The organism is Enterobacter cloacae complex sp. 397G4, from assembly GCF_050031515.1.
Taxonomy (GTDB): Bacteria; Pseudomonadota; Gammaproteobacteria; order Enterobacterales; family Enterobacteriaceae; genus Enterobacter; species Enterobacter hormaechei_C.
Genome location: NZ_JBLGWE010000001.1, coordinates 1,309,505 through 1,328,788 on the forward strand (window position 1 = coordinate 1,309,505; position 19,284 = coordinate 1,328,788).

General features: G+C 59.4%; 17 protein-coding genes. 9 read left to right on the forward strand and 8 right to left on the reverse strand.

Annotated elements, in window-relative coordinates; all coding sequences use genetic code 11:
* Positions 1-2,034, forward strand: coding sequence for a choline BCCT transporter BetT (gene betT / locus ACQG1Y_RS06205; protein ID WP_023303253.1), 2,034 nt, complete (start codon positions 1-3; stop codon positions 2,032-2,034).
* A 380-nt stretch (positions 2,035-2,414) separates the two neighbouring features.
* A complete protein-coding gene (locus tag ACQG1Y_RS06210; protein ID WP_368740725.1) occupies positions 2,415-2,864 on the forward strand; it encodes a SymE family type I addiction module toxin in 450 nt (149 codons plus the stop codon).
* Positions 2,865-2,951: 87 nt separating this feature from the next.
* Here the strand turns inward: ACQG1Y_RS06210 and ACQG1Y_RS06215 are convergent, their stop codons facing one another.
* The 3 genes from ACQG1Y_RS06215 to ACQG1Y_RS06225 are packed head-to-tail and all read right to left on the reverse strand — an operon-like array spanning position 2,952 to position 4,365.
* Positions 2,952-3,452 (reverse strand): Hcp family type VI secretion system effector, encoded by a 501-nt coding sequence (locus tag ACQG1Y_RS06215; RefSeq protein ID WP_368740724.1) that lies wholly within the window; start codon positions 3,450-3,452, stop codon positions 2,952-2,954.
* A complete protein-coding gene (locus ACQG1Y_RS06220) occupies positions 3,452-3,808 on the reverse strand; it encodes a putative T6SS immunity periplasmic lipoprotein (protein ID WP_368740723.1) in 357 nt (118 codons plus the stop codon). The genes ACQG1Y_RS06215 and ACQG1Y_RS06220 overlap by 1 nt, the downstream gene beginning before the upstream one ends.
* Positions 3,805-4,365: a hypothetical protein gene (locus ACQG1Y_RS06225; protein ID WP_045339332.1), complete on the reverse strand. Its 561-nt coding sequence runs from the start codon at positions 4,363-4,365 to the stop codon at positions 3,805-3,807. The genes ACQG1Y_RS06220 and ACQG1Y_RS06225 overlap by 4 nt, the downstream gene beginning before the upstream one ends.
* A gap of 212 nt (positions 4,366-4,577) precedes the next feature.
* Here ACQG1Y_RS06225 and sitA point away from each other — a divergent pair, with 212 nt between their 5' ends.
* From sitA to ACQG1Y_RS06245, 4 genes are read left to right on the forward strand one after another with little or no spacing between them, the layout of a single operon-like run.
* Positions 4,578-5,489 carry an iron/manganese ABC transporter substrate-binding protein SitA gene (sitA, locus tag ACQG1Y_RS06230; RefSeq protein WP_047732852.1) on the forward strand — a complete coding sequence of 304 codons (912 nt, stop codon included), beginning with the start codon at positions 4,578-4,580 and terminating at the stop codon, positions 5,487-5,489.
* Positions 5,490-5,491: 2 nt separating this feature from the next.
* Positions 5,492-6,298, forward strand: coding sequence for an iron/manganese ABC transporter ATP-binding protein SitB (gene sitB, locus ACQG1Y_RS06235; RefSeq protein WP_032647626.1), 807 nt, complete (start codon positions 5,492-5,494; stop codon positions 6,296-6,298).
* Entirely contained in the window at positions 6,295-7,146 is an 852-nt protein-coding gene (gene sitC / locus ACQG1Y_RS06240; protein ID WP_015571185.1) for an iron/manganese ABC transporter permease subunit SitC, read from the forward strand. The genes sitB and sitC overlap by 4 nt, the downstream gene beginning before the upstream one ends.
* The gene (locus ACQG1Y_RS06245; protein WP_368740722.1) at positions 7,140-7,979 is read left to right on the forward strand and encodes a metal ABC transporter permease; all 840 of its coding nucleotides are present in this window, start codon (positions 7,140-7,142) and stop codon (positions 7,977-7,979) included. Before sitC ends, ACQG1Y_RS06245 begins: the two co-directional genes overlap by 7 nt.
* Here ACQG1Y_RS06245 and entD read toward each other — a convergent pair.
* On the reverse strand, positions 7,915-8,604 hold the full coding sequence (gene entD / locus ACQG1Y_RS06250; protein WP_260673293.1) for an enterobactin synthase subunit EntD: 690 nt from the start codon (positions 8,602-8,604) through the stop codon (positions 7,915-7,917). The two genes, ACQG1Y_RS06245 and entD, sit on opposite strands and share 65 nt — an antisense overlap.
* Before the next feature lie 81 nt (positions 8,605-8,685).
* Positions 8,686-10,935: a TonB-dependent siderophore receptor gene (locus ACQG1Y_RS06255; protein ID WP_015571183.1), complete on the reverse strand. Its 2,250-nt coding sequence runs from the start codon at positions 10,933-10,935 to the stop codon at positions 8,686-8,688.
* Between the two features lie 146 nt (positions 10,936-11,081).
* Between ACQG1Y_RS06255 and fes the strand changes: the two genes are divergently transcribed.
* The 3 genes from fes to entF are packed head-to-tail and all read left to right on the forward strand — an operon-like array spanning position 11,082 to position 16,358.
* Complete coding sequence (gene fes, locus ACQG1Y_RS06260; protein ID WP_032670401.1) at positions 11,082-12,281, forward strand: enterochelin esterase; 1,200 nt, start codon at positions 11,082-11,084, stop codon at positions 12,279-12,281.
* Between the two features lie 10 nt (positions 12,282-12,291).
* Positions 12,292-12,504, forward strand: coding sequence for an MbtH family protein (locus ACQG1Y_RS06265; protein ID WP_015571182.1), 213 nt, complete (start codon positions 12,292-12,294; stop codon positions 12,502-12,504).
* A complete protein-coding gene (entF, locus tag ACQG1Y_RS06270) occupies positions 12,501-16,358 on the forward strand; it encodes an enterobactin non-ribosomal peptide synthetase EntF (protein WP_368740721.1) in 3,858 nt (1,285 codons plus the stop codon). The genes ACQG1Y_RS06265 and entF overlap by 4 nt, the downstream gene beginning before the upstream one ends.
* A gap of 82 nt (positions 16,359-16,440) precedes the next feature.
* On the opposite strand, the gene fepC is transcribed toward entF, so the two are convergent.
* Genes fepC through fepD form a run of 3 tightly spaced genes read right to left on the reverse strand, consistent with a single transcriptional unit; the run spans position 16,441 to position 19,225 of the window.
* The gene (gene fepC / locus ACQG1Y_RS06275; protein ID WP_368740720.1) at positions 16,441-17,235 is read right to left on the reverse strand and encodes an iron-enterobactin ABC transporter ATP-binding protein; all 795 of its coding nucleotides are present in this window, start codon (positions 17,233-17,235) and stop codon (positions 16,441-16,443) included.
* Positions 17,232-18,221 (reverse strand): iron-enterobactin ABC transporter permease, encoded by a 990-nt coding sequence (gene fepG, locus ACQG1Y_RS06280; protein WP_026094382.1) that lies wholly within the window; start codon positions 18,219-18,221, stop codon positions 17,232-17,234. Before fepG ends, fepC begins: the two co-directional genes overlap by 4 nt.
* Positions 18,221-19,225 carry a Fe(3+)-siderophore ABC transporter permease gene (gene fepD / locus ACQG1Y_RS06285; protein ID WP_017382515.1) on the reverse strand — a complete coding sequence of 335 codons (1,005 nt, stop codon included), beginning with the start codon at positions 19,223-19,225 and terminating at the stop codon, positions 18,221-18,223. The genes fepG and fepD overlap by 1 nt, the downstream gene beginning before the upstream one ends.
* Positions 19,226-19,284 lie beyond the last annotated feature (59 nt).

Genomic DNA, 19,284 nt, shown 5'->3' on the forward strand with positions numbered 1-19,284 from the left:
ATGACAGACCTTTCACAGGACAGAGAAAAAGACAAAATCAACCCGGTCGTTTTTTATACGTCCGCCGGGCTGATTTTGTTGTTTTCCCTGACGACCATTTTCTTTCGTGATTTTTCTGCCGAGTGGATTGGGCGCACCCTGAACTGGGTGTCGAAGACCTTCGGCTGGTACTATCTGCTGGCGGCGACGCTCTATATTGTCTTCGTGGTCTGCATTGCCTGCTCGCGCTTCGGTTCGGTGAAGCTCGGGCCTGAGCAGTCCAAGCCCGAATTCAGCCTGCTGAGCTGGGCCGCGATGCTGTTTGCCGCGGGCATCGGCATTGACCTGATGTTCTTCTCCGTGGCGGAACCGGTCACGCAGTATATGCAGCCGCCGGAAGGGGCAGGGCAGACGATGGAGGCCGCGCGCCAGGCGATGGTCTGGACGCTCTTCCACTACGGTCTGACCGGCTGGTCGATGTACGCTCTGATGGGCATGGCGCTTGGATACTTTAGCTATCGTTATAATTTGCCTCTCACTATCCGCTCCGCGCTGTACCCGATTTTCGGCAAAAAGATCAACGGCCCTATTGGGCACACGGTAGACATCGCGGCGGTAATCGGCACCATCTTTGGTATCGCGACAACGCTCGGAATTGGCGTAGTGCAGCTTAACTACGGGCTGAGCGTGCTGTTTGACATCCCGGATTCGATGGCGGCGAAGGCGGCGCTGATTGCGCTGTCGGTGATTATCGCCACCATCTCGGTGACCTCCGGCGTGGATAAAGGGATTCGCGTGCTCTCCGAGCTGAACGTCGCGCTGGCGCTGGGGCTGATCCTGTTCGTGCTGTTTATGGGCGACACCTCGTTCCTGCTCAATGCCTTAGTGCTGAACGTGGGTGATTACGTGAACCGCTTTATGGGCATGACGCTGAACAGCTTCGCCTTTGACCGTCCGACAGAGTGGATGAACAACTGGACGCTCTTCTTCTGGGCGTGGTGGGTGGCGTGGTCGCCGTTTGTCGGCCTGTTCCTGGCGCGTATTTCGCGTGGGCGCACCATCCGTCAGTTCGTGATGGGCACGCTGATCATCCCGTTCACCTTTACCCTGCTGTGGCTGTCGATTTTCGGCAACAGCGCGCTGCACGAGATCATCCACGGCAATGCGACTTTTGCCCAGGAAGCGATGGCGCACCCGGAGCGCGGCTTCTACAGCCTGCTGGCGCAGTATCCGGCGTTTACCTTTAGCGCGTCCGTAGCGACCATTACCGGCCTGCTGTTCTACGTCACCTCGGCGGACTCCGGCGCGCTGGTGCTGGGGAACTTCACCTCGAAGCTCAAGGACATTAACAGCGACGCGCCGAACTGGCTGCGCATCTTCTGGTCCGTCGCCATCGGCCTGCTGACGCTCGGCATGCTGATGACCAACGGTATCTCGGCGTTGCAGAACACCACGGTGATCATGGGCCTGCCGTTCAGCTTCGTGATCTTCTTCGTGATGGCCGGGCTGTATAAATCGCTTAAGGTGGAAGACTACCGCCGCGTCAGCGCCAGCCGCGACACCGCCCCGCGTCCGCTGGGCGCGCAGGACAGGCTGAGCTGGAAAAAACGTCTCTCGCGTCTGATGAACTACCCCGGCACGCGCTACACCAGCCAGATGATGGAGACGGTCTGTTTCCCGGCGATGGAAGAGGTGGCCCAGGAGCTGAAGCTGCGTGGCGCCTACGTGGAGCTGAAAAACCTGCCCCCGGAAGAGGGCGAAAATCTGGGGCACCTGGATCTGCTGGTGCACATGGGCGACGAGCAGAACTTTGTCTATCAGATCTGGCCGCAGCAGTATTCGGTGCCCGGGTTCACCTACCGGGCGCGCAGCGGGAAGTCGACCTACTACCGGCTGGAGACCTTCCTGCTGGAAGGCAGCCAGGGGAATGATTTGATGGATTACAGCAAGGAGCAGGTGATTACGGACATTCTGGATCAGTATGAACGGCACCTGAACTTTATCCATCTGCACAGGGAAGCGCCGGGGAATAGCGTGATGTTCCCGGATGTTTGAGGCTTGATCTGAAGAACCTACAAAGGCAGCGCCGCTGCCCCCATGCCGGGTGGCGGCGATGCCTTACCCGGCCTACAAAACCGGTTTATCGTAGGCCTGATAAGCGAAGCGCCATCAGGCGTTTAATGAGCATTGGATCTGAAGGGCAATATTTCCTTTCTTTATATTCACCATTTTATTTTTCTTCATTTACTCGAGCCGCCTCGCATTTCCCTAATATTCGACCCCTGTACATTTATCCATGGCAGTATAATAGCGGCAGTTAAGCCAGCACTGAGATCTTGAAAGAATAGGTAAAAAGGTAAGAAAAGGAATCGCGGTACAAAGGTGTGCGACCACCCCCATACCGCTAACCACAAACAACTAACACGGAGTTGATTATGGCTGCGAAGAATTCTATGCCAGAGCGGGCTATTGCCCAAACAGAAAATGCAGATTTAGAGATTCAGCAAGAAAATCGCGAGAAGCTACGCAAAAAACGCATCCGGGCGTGGCATGACGAGCCGGTTCACTCTGCGTATCTGCATGAAAGAGGAGAGGCGGGTTCCGCCTGTGTGGAACTTTATACTCGAATGGAGCGCAACTATCTGCCGTTAACCGGCACGTGGTTAACCCGCGCAGGGTTTAAAGCAGGAATAGCCGTGAAGATCCGCGTGATGCCGGATTGTATTGTGATCACGCCGCAAAATTCCCGTGAGCTGTGGGGCTGTCTGGAAGGCGTCAGTGCAACGTATACCAACAAACTGAAGATGATGAAGTGGCTGGAGACGTTTCCGGGAGCGTTAATTGATACGGGGGATTTGCCCGTGAACGAAAGTCGAAAAGGGTAGCGCTTAAGATTAACCAGGCGATCCAGGGAATACCAGGATCGCCGTTTCTGAGCAGCAGCATACATTGATCTTTATGAGGCAGGTAAATTATGCGTTACTCTTCTCTTTCTGAGCTGGTTTCATCCATGCATCGGCATAAAGAATATTACCTTTCACATAATTCCACTGAATGCCCCGGAATCGAAGCCCAACAACTTCATGCATATTCGGGGCTGAGCTGCCTGGGTAATAAACGTGCGTGAAATCCAGAGATGAGATCACCACGCTATCAAGCGTCATGGTGTAGATCTCTCTTTCTGCTCCCGCTTCAACAATTTCATAATATTTGATAATGGCTTTTTGCAGCCGTCTGCCCTCGCTGGCGGCAACGGCAAGATAAGGGCTCACTTTATCTAATTGCTTATGCACGGTAACCGGACTATGCTGCCGTGTTCCGGTCATATTCCCGGTATGGCTGTCCACTGCCTGTTTTATGCCGTAACTGCTGTTCATAATTTCGATAGCACCTTCCCGGCCTGGCATCATACAGTCGCCCTGAACCTGCATTCCGTTTTCATCGTAGAGAAATAAGTAAGCGGGTAATGACATTATAATCCTCCTAAATTAGTAAGCTGTCCGTCATTATCAATGAAAAATTCGTGGTGATATTTTTTATTATTTAAACCATAGCTAATAACATACGTATAGCCATACTCCCAATTCACATCTATGCAACTGTTAGGATAAGACCAACTGATTTTATTCCTTCCCGAACGTGTGATGGTAGTAATGTCGAGACCTTTGCTGGAATCAATGGTGTAATAGTTCACGACATCTTTTTTATCAATACTAAAGCAAACATGGTTACCATCAATAAAAGTAGCTCTGGGATGAGACAACGGCGGGCAACCAGGGCACCCCGTCAGGAGAATACATAATGGTGAGATGAGCGTTATAGTTTTCATCCTGGGAATCCTTTCAGAATATTTTTATATTTTTGCAGCAGAGAATAAACGGGTTCATTCGAATTAATATCTCGATATTTTGGCAGAAATGTATATTTTTCAAACCCATAAAATTGTAATAACCAGTAGTCACTTACGATCGATGCTTGCTGTTCTAATCCGTAATGCAATAGATCTGCTTTATCAAAGCTATAGGTGTAGTCAGCAATACCAGAGAATAATCCCCTTGTTCTGACAAACATCCCTTTTTGGGCCTGCCAGACATGCATCATTTCATGCATGAATAGGTGTTTTTTATCTAACAATTTTTCTAATGAAAAATCCGGAGAATATGTGTCTTCTCTAAACCACATTTCCCCGTTGGGACTCATCGCCACATCAACGGGTTGCAGATTAAAAGGAAGATAGCTTTCCCTGTGTACCCACACCAGATGATAACGGATGCTGTAACCGTAAAGCGTCTTCGCAAGGGCGATTTCACCAATTGTGAGCTGTCGGATCCCGCCCGGATTAATCGGGGTTCCCGAAGTGGGGTGAATTCTTTCATTAACCGGCATGTCAATTCCCTTTTGTTAACATGGGTATTGGCCGTAAATAATACTCCTGACCGTGAGAGAAAAAAGAAAGCACATTTCCTAAAAATTCCGCCTGATAGTCCAGGTTGACACAACTTTAATGATAATTATTTTCATTTAAACATAGCCTGTGCTATACCTTATAGCACAGGCTAATTTTGCTTTGAATTTAATCACCTCAGGAGACTTCTGCGATGCATCCACGGCAAGGATTGAAGCGTCTGTTGCTCGGCGCGCTGCTCATGACTGCGACCACGACCGGCGCGCTGGCGGCTGAAAAGTTCCAGGTCATCACCACTTTTACCGTTATCGCTGATATGGCGAAAAACGTGGCGGGGGATGCCGCAGAGGTCACCTCCATCACCAAACCGGGCGCGGAAATTCACGAATACCAGCCCACCCCGGGCGATATCAAACGCGCGCAGAAGGCACAGCTGATCCTGGCGAACGGCATGAATCTGGAGCTGTGGTTCCAGCGCTTTTATCAGCATCTGAACGGCGTGCCGGAGGTGATTGTCACCAAAGGCATCACCCCGATGGGCATCAGCGAAGGGCCCTATAACGGCAAGCCCAATCCGCACGCGTGGATGTCGCCGGACAACGCCCTGATTTACGTCGATAACATCCGCGACGCGCTGGTGAAGTACGATCCGGCCAACGCACAGACCTACCAGCGCAATGCGGAAGCCTACAAGCAGAAGATCACCGCCACTCTCGAACCGCTGCGCAAGCAGGTCGCGGAGATCCCGGAAGACAAGCGCTGGATGGTAACCAGCGAAGGGGCGTTCTCCTATCTGGCGCGGGATTTGGGCCTGAAGGAGCTTTACCTGTGGCCGATCAACGCCGATCAGCAGGGCACGCCCCAGCAGGTGCGCAAGGTTATCGATCTGGTGAAAAAACATCACATTCCGGCGGTGTTTAGCGAAAGCACGGTCTCGGATAAGCCCGCCCGTCAGGTGGCGCGTGAAACCGGCGCCCACTATGGCGGCGTGCTGTACGTCGACTCTCTGAGCGCGGAAAACGGCCCGGTGCCGACCTATATCGATCTGCTGAACGTCACCACCCGCACGCTGGTGCAGGGCATCCACGACGGGATGAAGGAGTAACCATGCAGAAGGGGATTGTTGTAACCGACGTGACCGTGACCTACCGCAACGGCCACACGGCGCTGCGCGACGCATCGTTCAGCGTGCCGGGCGGATCGATTGCCGCCCTGGTGGGGGTGAACGGTTCCGGCAAGTCCACGCTGTTTAAGGCGGTGATGGGGTTTGTGCGGGCGGCGAGCGGCACTATCTCCATTCTGGGGCTGCCGCCTCACCGGGCGCTGCGTCAGAACCTGGTCGCCTACGTGCCGCAGTCGGAAGAGGTCGACTGGTCGTTTCCGGTGCTCGTCGAGGACGTGGTGATGATGGGCCGCTACGGGCATATGGGGTTTCTGCGTCGTCCCAAAGAATGCGATAAGCAGATCGTCACCGACGCCCTGAAGCGTGTAGATATGCTCGAGCTGCGCCATCGGCAGATTGGCGAGCTGTCCGGCGGGCAGAAGAAGCGCGTGTTTCTGGCCCGTGCGATTGCCCAGCAGGGCGAGGTGATCCTGCTCGACGAGCCGTTTACCGGCGTGGACGTCAAAACCGAAGCCAGGATCATCAGCCTGCTGCGGGAGCTGCGCGACGAGGGTAAAACGATGCTGGTCTCGACCCATAACCTGGGCTCGGTCACGGAATTCTGCGATTACACGGTGATGGTCAAAGGCACCGTGCTGGCGAGCGGCCCGACGGAAACCACCTTTACCGCCGAGAATCTCGAGCGCGCCTTTAGCGGCGTGCTGCGCCACGTGGTGCTCAGCGGCTCGGAAGATCGCATTATTACCGACGACGAACGCCCCTTCGTCACGCACCGTCAGGAGGCCAAATGAACGTGCTTCTCGAACCCTTCGGCTACGAGTACATGCTCAACGCGATGTGGGTCTCGGCGATGGTGGGCGGGCTATGCGCGTTTCTCTCCTGCTATCTGATGCTCAAAGGCTGGTCGCTGATCGGCGATGCGCTGTCGCACTCCATCGTGCCGGGCGTAGCGGGGGCCTACATGCTCGGGCTGCCGTTCTCGCTGGGGGCGTTTTTATCGGGCGGGCTGGCGGCGGGCAGCATGCTGTTTCTCAACCAGCGCAGCCGCCTGAAGGAGGACGCCATTATCGGGCTGATCTTCTCCTCGTTTTTCGGGCTGGGGCTGTTTATGGTCTCGCTCAACCCGACCTCGGTGAACATTCAGACCATCGTCCTCGGCAATATTCTGGCTATCGCCCCGGAAGATATCGTCCAGCTGGCGATTATCGGCGTGGTGTCGATAGTTATCCTGCTGTTCAAATGGAAAGATCTGATGGTGACCTTTTTTGATGAGAACCACGCCCGCGCCATCGGCCTGCGTCCTGAACGCCTGAAAATTCTCTTCTTCACGCTGCTGGCGGTCTCTACCGTGGCGGCGCTGCAAACCGTCGGCGCATTTCTGGTGATCTGTCTGGTGGTCACGCCCGGCGCGACCGCGTGGCTGCTGACCGACCGCTTCCCGCGCCTGCTGATGATTGCCGTCGCCATTGGCAGCATCACCAGCTTCCTCGGCGCGTGGGCCAGCTATTACCTGGACGGCGCCACCGGCGGCATTATCGTCGTGGCCCAGACACTGCTGTTCCTGCTGGCGTTCGTCTTTGCGCCGAAGCACGGGCTGCTTGCCAGCCGCCGTCGGGCGCGGGAGGCACACCCATGCTGACGCTGCTTCTCGAACCGTTCCAGTTTGCGTTTATGAACAACGCGCTGCTGATTTCACTCCTGGTGGCCGTGCCCTGCGCGCTGCTGTCGGTTTTTCTGGTGCTGAAAGGCTGGGCGCTGATGGGCGACGCCATGAGCCACGCGGTGTTTCCCGGCGTCGTGCTGGCCTGGATGATGGGCCTGCCGCTGGCGCTGGGCGCGTTCGTGGCCGGTCTTTTCTGCGCGGTCGCCACCGGATATCTGAAGGATAACAGTCGCATCAAACAGGATACGGTCATGGGGATCGTCTTTTCCGGCATGTTCGGCGCCGGGCTGATCCTCTATATCGCCGTCAAACCTGAGGTGCATCTCGACCACATTCTGTTCGGCGATATGTTGGGTATTAACGGGATGGACATTCTGCAAAGCGGTCTCGTCGCGGGGCTGATTGCGCTGGTGATTGGCCTGAAGTGGCGCGATTTTCTGCTGTTCTGCTTTGACTATCAGCAGGCGCAGGCGAGTGGCCTGCGCACCCGCTGGCTGCACTACGGCTTACTGTGCATGGTTTCGCTGACCATCGTTGCGACGCTGAAAGCGGTGGGGATCATTCTGTCGATTTCCCTGCTGATTGCGCCCGGCGCCGTGGCGGTGTTGATTACCCGACGCTTTCACATGGCGCTGCTGGTGGCGGTCGCCGTTTCAGCGCTGGTGTCGGTAAGCGGCGTTTATGCCTCGTTTTATCTCGACAGCGCGCCTGCGCCGACCATTGTGGTCCTGTTCGCGATGGTGTTTATCGTGACGTTTGTGATGACCAGCGTGAAGGCTCGTCGCCAGGAGCGTGTGACAGCAGGGTGATGACCTGTTCACCGTGCTGCTGCCAGTGCAGGCGGAAGGCGGTGCCTTCTTCAAAGCCTGCCAGTTGACGGGTCAACGCCAGCGTGAGCGTCTTATCGTCGAGAATGGTAACGCGGGCGCTGTCAAAACCCATCCAGGCTTGTACCTGCGGAAAGAGGGCCTTAAACAGGCTCTCTTTGGCGCTGAAGACCAGCGTCAGGGCGAGGGCGAACGGGTATCCCTGGCGGGAAAGCACAGGTTCTTCCTGCGTATCAATAATGCCGTCTTTGATTTCCCTGGCTTCGTTTTCGAAGAGGATCGTTTCACAATCGATGCCGATAAGCGCCGGGTATTGCGTGACGACGGCTATCGCCTGCGTGCCGCTGTGGGTGATGCTGCCGGAAATACCTTGCGGCCAGAGCGGTTCCCCGCTGGGGCCGATGGCGGGCATGGTGTGGTCAGGTAAGGCGTGCGCGGCGGCGATGCGTCCTGCCAGGTGGTCGGCCTTGCGTTTGCGTCCGGCGTCAGCAAGCTGCGCGTGATGGGGGAGCCAGAGGAGATCGGCGTCGGTAAAGGTGGCGGGGTCGAATGTGATGCGGTGGAGGGTGTGGCCGGCGAGAGAAAATGTGCTGTGGGTTGTGTGCATGGTTTTCCCTTCAGTATTGTGCGGCCTGATGCCCTCACCCCGGCCCTCTCCCATGGGGAGAGGGGGAAGTCACTGCCTTTATCAGAACCTCGTATTCACGCTCATATACCAGGTACGGCCCGGTTCATTATACGTATACGCGCCCGCACCGTACATATACGCACCCGTCGTGGTATTACCCGTGGTCTGGGCGTTACCGGCGCGCCACTGGCGCTTGTCGAAGACGTTGTCCACGCCGCCGGTCAGGCTGACGTTTTTGGTCACGTCCCAGGTCGCGCTCAGGCCAACGATGCTGTACGGGCTGACTTCGTCTTTTTCAGACCCGGTCACCGGCTGACCTTTGTAGTTGTACTTCTTCGGCTGCTGCTTGCCGTACCAGGTGAAGGTCGACTGCAATGAGACATCCTGACGTACCTGCCAGCTCAGGGTAGAGTTCAGCGTATACTCCGGGATGATCGACAGACGATCGCCGGTCTCCTTGTTCTTGCTTTGCAGCATGTAGGTGATGTTATTGGTCCAGTTGATGGTATCGCTGACCGGCACGTTCAGGGAACCTTCCAGACCTTCCACTACCGCCTTCGGCACGTTTTCCCACTGGTAGATATCGGTGGTGACTTTGCCGGTGGACGTCTGGCCAATCGGCGCGTAGCCCGCTTCAATCTTGTTGCGGTAGTCGTTGCGGAACCAGGTCACGCCCGCCAGCCAGCCGTCGCGTTTCCACTCCAGGCCAATCTCTTTGTTGATGCTGGTTTCCGCTTTCAGATCGTCGTTACCCATCATGTAGCAGCCCACGCCGTCGGAACTGGCGTAGCAGCCCTGGCCTTTACTGTACAGCAGGTAGTTCGGGTTGGTCTGGTACAGGCTTGGCGCTTTATAGGCGCGCGCGATGCCCATCTTCAGGGTGAAGTCATCCCCCAGACCCTGCGACAGGTTCAGGGACGGGCTCCAGTTATTACCCACAATGGTGTGGTGGTCGAAGCGCAGGGCAGGGGTCAGCATGGTGCTGTCGGTCAACTCCATGTTGTTTTCGGCAAACAGGGAGAAGATCTCCGCTGAAGTGTACGGGCTACGGTCTTCGCTCATGCCCGGAATGGTGCCGCCCTGCTGGGTTTGCGTGAAGGAGGTCGAGTCCTTCATGCGCTGCTGGTTCCACTCGGTGCCGAGCGTCAGGTTCTGGTTCACAATGAAATCAATCGGCAGGTTGATTTCGCTGTGCAGCATCACGTCGGCCAGGTCGGTATCGGTGAATTTATTGCTGTTGAACAGGCCTTCCAGACCGCCCGCCAGCCCTTCACCCAGACGAGAGTTGCGGGTGTGCTCGTACTGCGCCCAGTTGCTGGTGGTAATGCCGTTATCCCAGCCGCCGTTCCAGGTCACGGCGAAGTTCTGACGATAGATACGGTTAGTCTCTTTACCGTAGTTCTTCTTCACCAGCCCGCTTGAGCTGTTGTCGTTGTTGGTATTCTGGGTATCGCCCGCGTAAAGGTTGTTCTGGCGGCTGTATCCCGCCTCAAACTCCAGGGACTGCATAGGCGCAAAGTCCCAGCGCACCACGCCGTTGATGTCTTTATTCTCGACCCCTTCACGGCCTGCCGGCAGCGTGTCGGCATATGCGCCGGTACGGTCAGACTGATGGCCCTGGTTAATGTCCCAGGCGTCGGCCTGGGTTTTATCCAGGTTACCGTACATGCGGAAGCTGAAATCCCCGCCCAGCGGGCCGCTCAGGCTGAAGTTAGTGCGTTTGGTGGAACCTTCGTCTTTATGCTCTGGCGCATTCAGGTAGGTGTTCCAGGAGCCGTGCCACTGGTCGTCAAATTTTTTGGTGATGATGTTCACCACGCCGCCCGCCGCACCGTTACCGTAGCGGGCAGCAGCCGGGCCACGGATCACTTCGATGCGCTCGATCATCTCCGGCGGGACCCAGCCGGTATCGCCGCGGGTATCACGCTCGCCGCGCCAGCCCAGACGGATGGAGTTGCGGCTGGTGACCGGCTTGCCGTCGATCAGGATCAGGGTGTTTTCCGGGCCCATGCCGCGAATGTCAATCTGACGGTTATTCCCGCGCTGGCCGCTGGTGGAGTTGCCGGTCAGGTTAACGCCCGGCATGGTGCGGATGATTTCCGCCACGTCGCGCGCGGGCGGGTTTTTGCGGATCTCGTCGGCGGTGATGGTCGACACGCCCGGCGCCTGCAAATTCTGCTCGGCGGCGGTGATCACCATGGTGTCTTCATGCTGCGCGGAGGCGGTGTTGTCGTCTGCCATGACGGGCAGCGCGACACCATAAATCCCTAAATTGACCAGCAAGGCCAGAGAGTGAATCTTCTTATTCATTGTACGTCCCGCTTTTATGGTTATTTAATGAGCGCGCTTCCCACAGCGCGGGCATTACGCTATTGCAAATGCAAATAGTTATCAATAATATTATCAATAAAATTTGCTCTGAAACAAAAAAGACTGTTAAACATGGGGTTATAAGGGTGACGGCGTTAACAACCGGAAGTGAAGCGTGGTGGCAGGCGAAAGACGGGCCGGAACGGGAACGTCATCAGGAAAACTATCGCGTGACATTCTGGTGGCGGGACCCGGCGGGAACGCAGAAAACGTCGACGGTTAAACGCGTCTGGCTCTACGTCACCGGTGTGACCGATCACCATCAAAATGCCCGTCCGCAGTCCCTTGAACGTATCCCGGATACCGACGTCTGGCAGTGGCAGGGCGAGTTCAGCCCCGAATGGCGCGGCAGCTACTGTTTTATCCCCTCCGACAATGAAAACGATTTTGCCAGCGCAGTGTTTGAAGGCGATCAGCCGGACCGCATGGCGCTGCGCGAAGGCTGGCGCAAACTATTGCCGCACGCGGTGTCCGACCCGCTGAATGCCCAGAGCTGGCGCGGCGGGCGCGGGCACGCCGTCTCGGCGCTGGAGATGCCGGAGGCGCCCGTACAGCCCGGCTGGAACCATCCCGATACCCCTTACAAAAAGCCTGTCTGCATTGAGTGGCACAGCGCGCGTCTGAAGAACCGTCGCCGCGTGTGGATTTTTACCACCGGGGATGAAAGCCCCGAGCGCCCGCTGGCGGTGCTGCTCGACGGGCAGTTCTGGGCCGAAAGCATGCCCGTCTGGCCTGCGCTGGCGTCGCTCACCCATGAAGGCAAACTGCCGCCTGCGGTCTATGTCTTAATCGACGTGATTGACACCGCACACCGCAGCCGCGAGCTGCCGTGTAACCCTGATTTCTGGCTGGCGGTGCAGGACGAACTTCTCCCGCAGGTGAAAAGTATGGCCCCGTTCAGCGACCGCGCCGACCATACCGTGGTGGCGGGTCAGAGCTTCGGCGGGCTCTCTTCCCTCTATGCGGGCCTCAACTGGCCGCAGCGTTTTGGCTGCATCCTCAGCCAGTCCGGATCCTACTGGTGGCCGCACCGCGGCGCGCAGCAGGACGGGCTGCTCATCGAACAACTCAAAGCGGGTGACAAAACCGCTCGCGGGCTGCGCATCGTCCTTGAGGCCGGGCGCAACGAGCCGCTTATTTTGCGCGCAAACCAGGCGATCCTCGCCGAACTACACACTCAGCAACCGGTTTTCTGGCGTCAGGTTGACGGCGGACACGATGCGCTTTGCTGGCGCGGTGGGCTGACGCAGGGGCTGATGACCCTCTGGCAGCCGCTTATTCAATAACGGAGTCTGTATGGAATTCAGCAATCCTTTCGATAATCCGCAGGGACAGTTCGCCATTTTGCAAAATGACCAGGGGCAGTACAGCCTGTGGCCGCAGCAGTGCGAGTTGCCCGCGGGCTGGCGCGTGGTCTGCGAACCGCAATCTCAGGAGGCGTGCCAGCAGTGGCTGGCGGAACAGTGGCAGACGCTTGAGCCGTCATGTTTTGCGGGGGAGCGCGCATGAACCGTCTCCCTCTTGTCGCCGCCCAGCCGGGGATCTGGATGGCAGAGCAGCTTTCCTCCCTGCCAAACGCCTGGAGCGTCGCGCACTACACCGAGCTGAAAGGTGCTATCGATGCGTCATTGCTGGCAAAAGCCATCGCTGAAGGCATGATGCAGGCCGACACCCTGCGGATGCGTTTTGCCGAAGATAACGGTGAGGTGTGGCAGTGGATCGATGAGGCCATGCTCCTGCCGGAGCCGTCCATCGTGCGCGTTGACTCCCACGACGCCGCCGTGGCGCTGATGGAGGCCGATCTCAACCAGAACCTGCGCGTCGACAGCGGTCAGCCGCTGGCGTTTCACCAGCTGATCCAGGTGGGAGAAAGCCACTGGTACTGGTATCAGCGGTATCATCATCTGGTGGTAGATGGCTTCAGCTTCCCGGCTATTACCCGTCAGATCGCCGCCACTTACGCTGCGTGGCAGAAAGGTGAATCCACGCCGGCCTCGCCGTTCACCCCGTTCGCCGAGGTGGTGGAGGAGTATCAGCGCTATCGCGACAGCGAGGCGTATCAGCGCGACGGTGCTTTCTGGGCCGAACAACGCAAACAGCTTCCTTCTCCGGTCTCGCTCTCTTCCGCGCCGCTGCCGGGACGCGCCGCCACCACCGATATCCTGCGCCTGAAAATTGCGATGGACGGCCGTGCGTTCAGCCAGCTTGCACAGAAGGCAGGCCAGGCGCAGCGTACCGATCTGGCCCTTGCGCTGGTGGCGCTGTGGCTGGGCCGCCTGACCGGACGGCTGGACTACGCCGCCGGGTTTATCTTTATGCGCCGCATGGGCTCCGCCGCGCTGACCGCGACCGGACCGGTGCTCAACGTCCTGCCGCTGGCGGTGAATATTCGCCCGCAGGAGAGCCTGCCGGAACTGGCGCTGCGCCTGGCGAACCAGCTGAAAAAGATGCGCCGCCATCAGCGTTACGACGCCGAGCAGATCGTGCGCGACAGCGGACGTGCCGCAGGCGACGAAGCCCTTTTTGGTCCGGTGCTGAACGTCAAGGTGTTCGATTATCAGCTGAATATCGACGGCGTGGAGGCCATTACCCACACGCTGGCAACCGGCCCGGTGAACGATCTGGAGCTGGCGCTGTTCCCGGACGATCAGGGCGGACTGAGCATTGAGATCCTCGCCAACGGGCAGCGTTACGACGAGGCGACGCTGAAGGGGCACGCGGCGCGCCTGAACGCAATGCTGACGCAGTTTGCCGCCAATCCGGACCTGCGCTGTGGCGACGTGGAAACCGTATCAGAGCAGGAATACGCCCGGCTGGCGCGCATCAACGATACCGGGCTGGCGCTGCCGTCCACCACGCTGGCGGATCTTGTGGCGGAGCAGACGAGCAAAACGCCGGACGCCCCCGCGCTGGCGGATGCCCATACTGAACTGAACTACCGCCAGATGCGCGAGCAGGTGGTCGCGCTGGCAAACCTGCTGCGCGCGCGCGGCGTGAAGCCGGGCGACAGCGTGGCGGTGGCGCTCCCGCGCTCGGTGTTCCTGACCCTGGCGCTGCACGGGATTGTTGAAGCAGGCGCCGCCTGGCTGCCGCTGGATACCGGTTACCCGGATGACCGTCTGCGGATGATGCTGGAGGACGCGAAGCCGTCGCTGCTCATTACCACCGACGAGCAGCTTCCGCGCTTTAACGATCTGCCGATCGCCACCTTTAGTTACAACACACTATTACCGGTCACCGATGCTGAACCTCTGCGCCTGGCGAAGCCGGAGCAGACCGCGTACATCATCTTTACCTCCGGTTCGACGGGGCGTCCAAAAGGGGTGATGGTCGGCCATACCGCCATCGTTAACCGCCTGAAGTGGATGCAGGATCATTATCCACTGGCGGCGCATGACGTGGTGGCGCAGAAAACGCCGTGCAGCTTTGACGTGTCGGTGTGGGAGTTCTGGTGGCCGTTTATCGCCGGGGCGAAGCTGGTGATGGCCGAGCCGGACGCGCACCGCGATCCGCAGGCGATGCAGGGCTTCTTCGCAGAATATGGCGTAACCACCACCCACTTCGTGCCGTCGATGCTGGCGGCCTTTGTCGCCTCGCTGACGCCGGAAAACGTCGACTGTTGCAGGACGCTGAAGCAGGTGTTCTGTAGCGGCGAGGCGTTGCCGACTGCGCTGTGTCGCGAGTGGGAACAGCTCACCCATGCGCCGCTGCACAACCTCTATGGCCCGACCGAAGCGGCGGTGGACGTCAGCTGGTATCCGGCGTACGGCCCCGAGCTGGCGGCGGTGGAGGGCAACAGCGTGCCTATCGGCTTCCCGGTGTGGAATACGGGGCTGCGCATTCTGGACGCGATGATGCGCCCGGTGCCGTTCGGCGTGGCGGGGGATCTGTATCTCACCGGCATTCAGCTGGCGCAGGGGTATCTGGGACGCCCCGACCTTACCGCCAGCCGCTTTATCGCCGATCCGTTTGCCCCCGGCGAGCGAATGTACCGCACCGGGGACGTTGCCCGCTGGCTGGACAACGGCGCGGTGGAATATCTGGGCCGCAGCGACGATCAGCTGAAAATCCGCGGCCAGCGCATTGAGCTGGGCGAAATCGACCGGGCGATGCTCGCGCTGCCGGATGTGGCCCAGGCGGTGGCGCACGCCTGCGTGTTCAACCAGGCGGCTGCCACGGGCGGCGATGCCCGCCAGCTGGTGGGATACGTTGTCTCTGAATCCGGCTTACCGCTGGATCGCGACGCGCTGCTTGCCTCACTCAAAGCCCAGCTGCCGCCGCATATGGTGCCGGTGGTGCTGCTGCAAATCAGCGCGCTGCCGTTAAGCGCCAACGGCAAGCTGGATCGCAAGGCGCTGCCGCTGCCGGAGCTGACCAGCAAAACTTCCGGTCGCGCGCCCGAGACGCAAACTGAAGTCACCGTGGCGCAGGCGTTTTCTGCCCTGCTGGGCTGCGCGGTGAACGATATCGAGGCCGATTTCTTTGCCCTCGGCGGCCACTCGCTGCTGGCGATGCGCCTTGCGGCTCAGCTCAGCCGTGCGTTCAGCCGCAAGGTCACGCCGGGGCAGATTATGGTCGCCTCGACGGTGAGCAAGCTTAGCGCCCTGCTGGACTCGCAGATGAGCGACGAGCAGGCGCAGCGTCTGGGGTATGAAACCGTTCTCCCGCTGCGTGAAAGCAACGGCCCCACGCTGTTCTGCTTCCATCCGGCGTCCGGCTTTGCCTGGCAGTTTAGCGTCCTGGCGCGCTACCTCAGCCCGCGCTGGTCAATCGTCGGCATTCAGTCTCCCCGGCCTGAGGGGCCGATGCAGCAGTGTGCGGATCTCGATGCGGTGATCGAACATCATCTGAACACGTTGCGTAAGCAACAGCCGCAGGGGCCGTATTATCTGTTCGGCTATTCCCTCGGCGGCACGCTGGCGCAGGGCATTGCGGCGCGTCTGCGCGAGCAGGGTGAAGACGTAGCGTTCCTCGGCCTGCTGGATACCTGGCCACCGGAAACCCAGAACTGGGCGGAGAAAGAGGCCAACGGCCTCGATCCGGAGGTGCTGGCGGAAATTGAGCGCGAACGCCAGGCGTTTATCGCTGCCCAGCAGGGGCAGGGCTCCAGCGAGTTGTTTAACGCCATTGAAGGCAACTATGCGGACGCGGTGCGGCTGCTCACCACGGCACACAGCGCGCGGTTTGACGGTAAAGCGACGCTGTTTGTCGCCGAGCGAACGCGAACCCTGGATCCGCAGGCCGCGTGGGCGCCGTGGGTGGATGAGCTGGAGGTGTACAGCCAGGACTGCGCCCACGTGGATATTATTTCACCGCAGGCGTTTGAAAAGATTGGGCCGGTACTGAAGGAAATTTTTGGATAGTGCAAATGCCCGGTGGCGCTGCGCTTACCGGGCCTACGGGAGCTGAATGTAGGCCGGGTAAGGCGTAGCCGCCACCCGGCAATTACCGCCGACCCAACGGCACCACCAACGGCGTACCCGCCACCGGATCGTCAACAATCATGCAGCGCATGCCGTAGATCCGCGCGATCAGATCCGGCGTCACAATCTCTTTCGGCGCGCCCTGCGCCACAATCTCGCCGTCGCGCAGCGCAATCAAATGCGTAGCGTAGCGGCACGCCTGGTTTAAATCGTGCAGCACCGCTGCCAGGGTGTAGCCCTGCGTGCGGTTCAGTTCGCTCAGCAGCTCCAGCAGGTCAATCTGATGGCTGATATCCAGCCAGGTCGTCGGCTCGTCCAGCAGCATGATGGAGGTCTCCTGCGCCAGCACCATCGCGATCCACGCGCGCTGGCGCTGTCCGCCGGAGAGGGTATCGACGCTTTGCTGGGCCAGATCGGTGATGCCCGTCGCCTGCATCGCGCGCTTCACGGCCTCGTCGTCCTCCTTGCGCCAGCGGGTAAACAGCGGCTGGTGCGGATAGCGTCCGCGCGAGACCAGCTCCTGCACCGTGATATCCCCCGGCGTGGTGGCGTTTTGCGCCAGCAGCCCAATTCGGCGCGCCACCTCTTTGCTGGCGAAGCGCTGGATCTGCTCCCCGTCGAGGAACACGCTGCCCTCGACCGGCGACATCAGGCGGCTCAGCGTGCGCAGCAATGTCGATTTGCCGCAGCCGTTTGGCCCGATAATGGCGGTGAAGTGGCCGTCCGGAATGGCAACGGATAAGTCCCGGGCAATGATTTTTTTACCGTAGCCGAGGGTCAAGTTTTCGCCGCGCAAGCGGGGTGTTGAATCTGTCATTTCTTGCGTGACTCCTGAACGAGCAAGACGATGAGGTAAATCCCGCCGAGGCTGACGGTCACCACGCCCACCGGCAGTTGATAAGGCGTAAACAGCCGCTGAGCGCAGAGATCGGCGGCCAGCAGTAATACTGCGCCGCACAGCGCTGCCTGGGTTAATCCCCAGCGCGCGGTGCCGCTAAGTCGCCGCGCGATATGCGGCGCGACAAGGGCAATAAACGAGATCGGCCCGGCGATGGCGGTAGACGCTGCGGTCAGCAAGACCGCCACCAGCATCAGCATCAGGCGCGAGCGCTCTACGCTCACGCCCAGCGCGCAGGCGCTGTCGTCGCCCATCTCCAGCAGCCGCATGCGCCTGACCAGCAGCAGCGCGCCAATAAACATCAGGATAATCAGCGGCGCGGCGGGCCAGGTTTTTCCCCACGTCAGACCGTTGAGGGAACCGGCGTACCACAGCCCGGCGGAGAGTGCGGTTTCCAGCGACGCCTGTAGCAGAAGCCAGGTGTTAAACGCCATCAGCATCGCGCGGATGCCGATCCCGATGATGATCAGGCGGAAGGTGTCGATGCCGTTGCGCCAGGCCAGGGCCCAGATAAGCAGGGAGGTGAGAATGCCGCCCGCCATCGCCGTAAAGGTAATGGCCATGAGATGCTGCCCGAACAGCACCATCGCCACCAGCACGCCGCTCCACGCGCCAGTATTCAGGCCCATCACGTCCGGGCTGCCGAGGGGGTTACGCATCAGCGACTGGAATATTGCGCCGCTGACGCCGAGCGCCGCGCCAACCAGGATCGCCATCGCCACGCGCGGCAGTCGCCATTCGGTGACCACCATGGTGATGTTACGCGGCGCGCTGCCAGTGAGAGCGTGAAAGACCTGCGCGAAATCAAGCGTTACGGCACCGCTTTGCAGGCTCCAGACCGCCAGCAGCAGACTGGCGACGACCAGCAGGGCGACGCTGGTGAGTAATCGACGGGACGGGGCCATCATGCGCCACCCCCGCGTCTGCGTCGTACCAGGAAGATCAGCACCGGCGCGCCGATAAAGGCGCTGACCACCGAGACGCGCAATTCACCCGGCACCAGCAGGCGGCCCAGTACGTCGGCAAACAGCAGCAGGGCAGGGGTCGCCAGCAGCGTGACCGGCAGCGACCAGCGGTGATCCGCCCCCACCAGCCAGCGCGCCATGTGCGGCATCATCAGGCCGATGAAGGCAATCGGCCCGACGACGGCGGTCGCGCTGCCGCACAGCACGGTGATGACAAGCAGGCCCGTCAGCTGCGTGCGCGCCACGCGGTTGCCGAGGGCGGTCGCGGTGTCGCTGCCGAGGCTCAGGCTGTTGAGCGCCCGGCTTAAACACAGCGCTACGGCGGCAGAGATAAACACCGGGAATGCCACCACTTTCAGGGTATCAAGGGTACGGATATCCAGCGAACCGGCCTGCCAGAAGCGCAGCTGGTCATACACGTCCGGGTTGAGCAGGGCGATGCCGTTCGATAAGCCTTCCAGCACCGCCGCGAGCGCCACGCCCGCCAGTGTCAGACGTACCGGGCTGAGCTGTCCGCCGCCCTGGCTGCCGGTAAAGGCCACCACCAGCGAGGCGGCCAGCGCGCCGCAGAAGGCCATCACCAGCTGTTCAGACGGAGAGGTGAAACCAAACAGCGCCGCGCCGAGCACAATGGCGAAACTGGCACCAGAGTTCACGCCGAGAATGCCAGGGTCCGCCAGCGGGTTGCGGGTGAGGGTTTGCATCAGGGCACCGGCAAGCCCGAGTGCGCCACCGGCCAGCAGGCCGGCAAGGGTGCGGGGCAGGCGGGCGTCGAGCACGATAATGCAGTCGGCGCTCTGACAGGTACCGGAGAGCGCATCGACAATAACGGACGCGGGCAGCGGCTTCGCGCCAACCAGCAAACTGAGTGCAATCGCAAGGATCAACAGCAGCAATAAAACGGGCACGGCTACGGCGCGCACCGCGGAAGAGGAAAACGACATAGCAACGTCCATGATGTGATAATGATAGTAATTATCGTTATCTATCTTATTTGGCTATG

What these genes read in the sequence shown, in the direction of transcription:
- betT (WP_023303253.1), top strand. Translation starts at nt 1, where the DNA reads ATGACAGACCTTTCACAGGACAGAGAAAAAGACAAAATCAACCCGGTC.
- ACQG1Y_RS06210 (WP_368740725.1), top strand. Translation starts at nt 2,415, where the DNA reads ATGGCTGCGAAGAATTCTATGCCAGAGCGGGCTATTGCCCAAACAGAA.
- ACQG1Y_RS06215 (WP_368740724.1), bottom strand. Translation starts at nt 3,452, where the DNA reads ATGTCATTACCCGCTTACTTATTTCTCTACGATGAAAACGGAATGCAG.
- ACQG1Y_RS06220 (WP_368740723.1), bottom strand. Translation starts at nt 3,808, where the DNA reads ATGAAAACTATAACGCTCATCTCACCATTATGTATTCTCCTGACGGGG.
- ACQG1Y_RS06225 (WP_045339332.1), bottom strand. Translation starts at nt 4,365, where the DNA reads ATGCCGGTTAATGAAAGAATTCACCCCACTTCGGGAACCCCGATTAAT.
- sitA (WP_047732852.1), top strand. Translation starts at nt 4,578, where the DNA reads ATGCATCCACGGCAAGGATTGAAGCGTCTGTTGCTCGGCGCGCTGCTC.
- sitB (WP_032647626.1), top strand. Translation starts at nt 5,492, where the DNA reads ATGCAGAAGGGGATTGTTGTAACCGACGTGACCGTGACCTACCGCAAC.
- sitC (WP_015571185.1), top strand. Translation starts at nt 6,295, where the DNA reads ATGAACGTGCTTCTCGAACCCTTCGGCTACGAGTACATGCTCAACGCG.
- ACQG1Y_RS06245 (WP_368740722.1), top strand. Translation starts at nt 7,140, where the DNA reads ATGCTGACGCTGCTTCTCGAACCGTTCCAGTTTGCGTTTATGAACAAC.
- entD (WP_260673293.1), bottom strand. Translation starts at nt 8,604, where the DNA reads ATGCACACAACCCACAGCACATTTTCTCTCGCCGGCCACACCCTCCAC.
- ACQG1Y_RS06255 (WP_015571183.1), bottom strand. Translation starts at nt 10,935, where the DNA reads ATGAATAAGAAGATTCACTCTCTGGCCTTGCTGGTCAATTTAGGGATT.
- ACQG1Y_RS06265 (WP_015571182.1), top strand. Translation starts at nt 12,292, where the DNA reads ATGGAATTCAGCAATCCTTTCGATAATCCGCAGGGACAGTTCGCCATT.
- entF (WP_368740721.1), top strand. Translation starts at nt 12,501, where the DNA reads ATGAACCGTCTCCCTCTTGTCGCCGCCCAGCCGGGGATCTGGATGGCA.
- fepC (WP_368740720.1), bottom strand. Translation starts at nt 17,235, where the DNA reads ATGACAGATTCAACACCCCGCTTGCGCGGCGAAAACTTGACCCTCGGC.
- fepG (WP_026094382.1), bottom strand. Translation starts at nt 18,221, where the DNA reads ATGGCCCCGTCCCGTCGATTACTCACCAGCGTCGCCCTGCTGGTCGTC.
- fepD (WP_017382515.1), bottom strand. Translation starts at nt 19,225, where the DNA reads ATGTCGTTTTCCTCTTCCGCGGTGCGCGCCGTAGCCGTGCCCGTTTTA.